This is a genomic window from Pseudomonas sp. PS02303, from assembly GCF_029959925.1.
In the GTDB taxonomy this organism is placed as follows: Bacteria; Pseudomonadota; Gammaproteobacteria; order Pseudomonadales; family Pseudomonadaceae; genus Aquipseudomonas; species Aquipseudomonas mandelii.
Window position 1 is genome coordinate 1 of sequence record NZ_JASCOM010000398.1, and the last position, 3,699, is coordinate 3,699.

General features: G+C 61.2%; 4 protein-coding genes. 2 read left to right on the plus strand and 2 right to left on the minus strand.

The genetic code is table 11. From position 1 onward, the window contains the following. Positions 1 to 90 precede the first annotated feature (90 nt). Positions 91 to 1,011, minus strand: a complete 921-nt coding sequence (locus QMX98_RS33215; protein ID WP_282412017.1) for a LysR family transcriptional regulator — start codon at positions 1,009 to 1,011, stop codon at positions 91 to 93. An 86-nt stretch (positions 1,012 to 1,097) separates the two neighbouring features. Then, entirely contained in the window at positions 1,098 to 1,538 is a 441-nt protein-coding gene (locus QMX98_RS33220) for a carboxymuconolactone decarboxylase family protein (RefSeq protein WP_010459889.1), read from the minus strand. A 206-nt stretch (positions 1,539 to 1,744) separates the two neighbouring features. Between QMX98_RS33220 and QMX98_RS33225 the strand changes: the two genes are divergently transcribed. After that, positions 1,745 to 3,178: a PLP-dependent aminotransferase family protein gene (locus QMX98_RS33225; RefSeq protein WP_010459888.1), complete on the plus strand. Its 1,434-nt coding sequence runs from the start codon at positions 1,745 to 1,747 to the stop codon at positions 3,176 to 3,178. A 123-nt stretch (positions 3,179 to 3,301) separates the two neighbouring features. Continuing rightward, positions 3,302 to 3,595 carry an antibiotic biosynthesis monooxygenase family protein gene (locus QMX98_RS33230; RefSeq protein ID WP_010459887.1) on the plus strand — a complete coding sequence of 98 codons (294 nt, stop codon included), beginning with the start codon at positions 3,302 to 3,304 and terminating at the stop codon, positions 3,593 to 3,595. Positions 3,596 to 3,699 lie beyond the last annotated feature (104 nt).

Here is a 3,699-nt window from a genome sequence, read left to right on the forward strand (position 1 = left end):
CTGCTCGCGATAGCGGCGGGTCAGTCACCTTGGATATTGAATGTTACGACGCTATCGCGAGCAGGCTCGCTCCCACAGTTTGGATCGGGGTTAGGCTTCGAACCACTCCCGCCGCTCGTTGAAGGTGTTGTGAATCAGTTCGACGATCATCTGCACCTCGGCCTGCCCCGTAGACTCGGCATTGACCGCCATCCACACCTGGCGCTGCATCGGCTGGTCGAACAACCCCGATAACCCGACCAGCCCCCTGTCAAACTGGCTCATGTAATTGGGCAGCAAACCAATGCAGGCGCTGCAACGAATCATTTCCAGCATCAGCTCATAAGAATGCAACTGCACCACGCCGGCCAGGCGCTGATCGACCACGCCATTCCACGGCCGAAAACTCTCGATCTGACGATCAGGCTGCCATTGCACCAACATGAAGTCAGCGAGGTCATCGAGGCTGTCGGGGCGGGCCGCTACCCGTGAATAACGTTTGGCGATATGCGGCAGATAATCCAGTCGCGCCAAAGGCTGAGGCTCGCTGACAGGGAAACTCGGGCCCGGCAGCGGTGACTCGGTGCCTGCCAGCCACAGCACCACATCTGCACTGACCGCTCGCAGCGACAGTTCGCTGTCCAGCGTGATGATGTCCAGGCGCACGCTGGCGTTGCGTCGCAGCAACGAGACCAGATCGCGGCCCAGGATGTCGTGCAGGATCGACTCGGCCACAGCCAACCGAATCAGCGGCTGTTCGATCACCGGCACGTCGTGTTCATGGGCCAGGGCGATCAATTGCGCCTGAAGCTGCAACCCTTCACGGCTCAAGGCCAGGCCGTTGTCCTGGTGATTGAACAGCGAACACTGCAATTGCGTTTCGAGCTGCGCGAGGTGTTTGCGCAACTGAGTTGATTTGATGTTGAGGCTGCGGGCCGCTTGCATGAAACAGCCGCAACGGGCGCTGACCCGGAAAGACTGCGCCAGTACCGGATCGATACCGGCGGCGTGGGTGGATTCCATGAATGACATCAATGACTCCTGTCGATCTATCCTTGAAGCCCTCATCCTGCGCAGCGTTTATGAACCTGACGTGACACCTACGGCGGAAAATCGATTCAGCTGCTGGGGCTTTGCCGAAAACTCACCGCCAGGCGATTCCAGCTGTTGATAGTGGTGACCGCGATGGTCAAGTCGACCATTTCGCTTTCGTTGAACTGCTCACGCGCCACGGCGTAGACGTCATCCGGCACATGGCTTTCGGAAAGCAAGGTCACCGCTTCGGTCCAGGCCAGCGCCGCGCGTTCACGAGGGTTGAAGAAGCCGCTGTCGCGCCACACCACAATCGAATACAAGCGCCGATCCGTCTCGCCAAGGCGGCGCGCGTCCACTGAATGCATGTCGGTGCAGAAGGCGCAGCCATTGAGTTGCGAGGCGCGGATCTTGATCAGATGCAGCAAGGCTGGCTCGATACTGAGGTTGCTGGTCAAGGCCTCCATGGCAATCATCGCTTTCATCGCTTTGGGCGACGCACTGTAGTAATCCAGGCGGGAACTCATGGGGTGACCCTCTTGGATCAAATGAAGACCCCCAAGGTAGGCGCTGACGCAGCGGCGTTACAGATCCAATTCGGCGAAAAAGCCGTGGACCATTCGGCGGCAGACCAATCCCGGGTTTTTCGCCCACGCAACTTCTGCACGGCGGCTCATGCGGGTAATCTGGCGCGACGCACACGCGCCTCAATCGCTCCAGGAGCCTCGCCGGTATGGAACTTCATGTTGTCATCAACGGCCGCAAGGACCTGGCAGGCCAGTTGTACAACCAACTGCGCAGCGCCATTGAATCCGGCCGCCTGGCAGCCGGGACGCAACTGCCACCCAGCCGTTTGCTGGCCGAACAGCTGGGCATTTCGCGCAAGACCATTTCCGACACCTACGCGCAACTGACCTATGAGAACTTCCTCACCGGGGTGATCGGCAAAGGCACGTTCGTCAACGCCCGGACAGCCAAAGCCGCCCCCAAGCAAAGCCATTCGCAGCTGGCGAGCTTCGAGGTGATCGAGTCCTGGCGCAACCTGCCGGTGTTTCTGCGCCACCCGACCCTGGAGGGCTCGTTACGCTACGACTTCATCGGTGGGGCGACCAGCAAAGGCCAGTTTCCGCAGGACGATTGGCGGCGCTGCACCTCTCACGCGTTGCGCCAGATTGCCGGTTCCAAGGGCTTCTACAGCCTGCCCGAAGGCCTGCCGGCACTGCGCAACGCGATCGCCCGGCACATCGCGTTTTCCCGTGGGGTCAATTGCCAGGACGAAGACGTGGTGGTGTGCAATGGCGCGCAACAGGCGCTGGACCTGATCTCGCGGGTGCTGACCCGTCCGGGCAGCATTGTCGCCATGGAAGACCCCGGCTATCCGCCGGCTCGCCTGTTGTTTGGCACCCATGGGGCCACGGTGATCGGGGTGCCGGTGGATGCCGAAGGGATTGAGGTGGACAAGATTCCCTTGGGCACCCGGCTGATTTACGTCACGCCGTCCCACCAGTTTCCGCTGGGCATGCCGATGAGTCAGGCACGCCGGGTTGCGCTGCTGGAACGGGCTTATGAGTTGGGCGCAATCATCATCGAGGACGATTACGACAGCGAGTTTCGCTACGAAGGCCGCCCGACCGATTCACTGCAAAGCATGGATGAGCGCGGCATCGTCGCCTACGTCGGGACCTTTTCGAAAACCATGCTGCCGGAGCTGCGCCTCGGTTATGCGGTGTTGCCGCCGGCGATTCTTGAAGCCGTCATCCGCGCCAAGCAACTGACCGATCTGCACACCTCCACCCTGCCCCAGTGGGCGCTGGCCAAGTTCATCGCCGAAGGTTGCCTGCTCAAGCACATCCGGCGCTGCCATACGATCTATGCCGGACGTCGCGAGCGGATCCTGTCGCGCATGGCGGGCGACCTTTCGCCCTGGCTTGAACCCGTGCCCACCACGGCCGGGTTTCACATGGTGGTGATGTGCAAAGTGCCTATCGATATTCCGTTGGTGATCGAACTGGCGAAAAAGGTTGAAGTCGGCCTCTACGCTATCGACAGCTTTTTCTACCAGCAAGCGCCACGGGCCGGGCTGTTCCTGGGCTTTGGCGCCATCGAAACCCTGGACATCGACATCGCCCTGGACCGTTTGCGCGACATTTTGCAGCAGGTGGCCTGATCGATTGGTCTGCGGCTTTATCCAGCGATTGGCTATTGGCGGTCCACAGGTGCAGGCCTATCCTGCGTAAGCGTTATCCCTCAGTGAGCAGGATTCGTCCGGCCTGATTCAGGAGTGTGAGCAATGTCCAACGAAGTGATCAATACCGTACAGGTGCAGGCCGCCGCCGGCCGCTCGGAAGAACTGGGTAAGCAACTGCAAAAGATTGTCGACACCCTGCGTCAGCAACCGGGCTGTGATTCCTATATGGTCGACCGCTGCCCAGAGGACAGCAACCGCTGGACCGTCAGCGCCCGCTGGCAATCGGAAGCGGCCATGCAATCGCATTTCAACTGCCCTGAAGTACAAGGCTTTATTGGCCTGATCGACAATCGATTGGCGAATTCCGTCGACTTCAACAGCTTCCCGATCCGCTGAACACCCTGTAGCGGGGGGGGGGGGGGGGGGGGGGGGGGGGGGGGGGGGGGGGGGGGCGGGCGGGGGGGGGGGGGGCGGCGCCGCTCCGCACGCCCCGACCCGGG

Coding starts and splice junctions, on each gene's coding strand:
- QMX98_RS33225 (WP_010459888.1), top strand. CDS start 1,745: ATGGAACTTCATGTTGTCATCAACGGCCGCAAGGACCTGGCAGGCCAG.
- QMX98_RS33220 (WP_010459889.1), bottom strand. CDS start 1,538: ATGAGTTCCCGCCTGGATTACTACAGTGCGTCGCCCAAAGCGATGAAA.
- QMX98_RS33215 (WP_282412017.1), bottom strand. CDS start 1,011: ATGTCATTCATGGAATCCACCCACGCCGCCGGTATCGATCCGGTACTG.
- QMX98_RS33230 (WP_010459887.1), top strand. CDS start 3,302: ATGTCCAACGAAGTGATCAATACCGTACAGGTGCAGGCCGCCGCCGGC.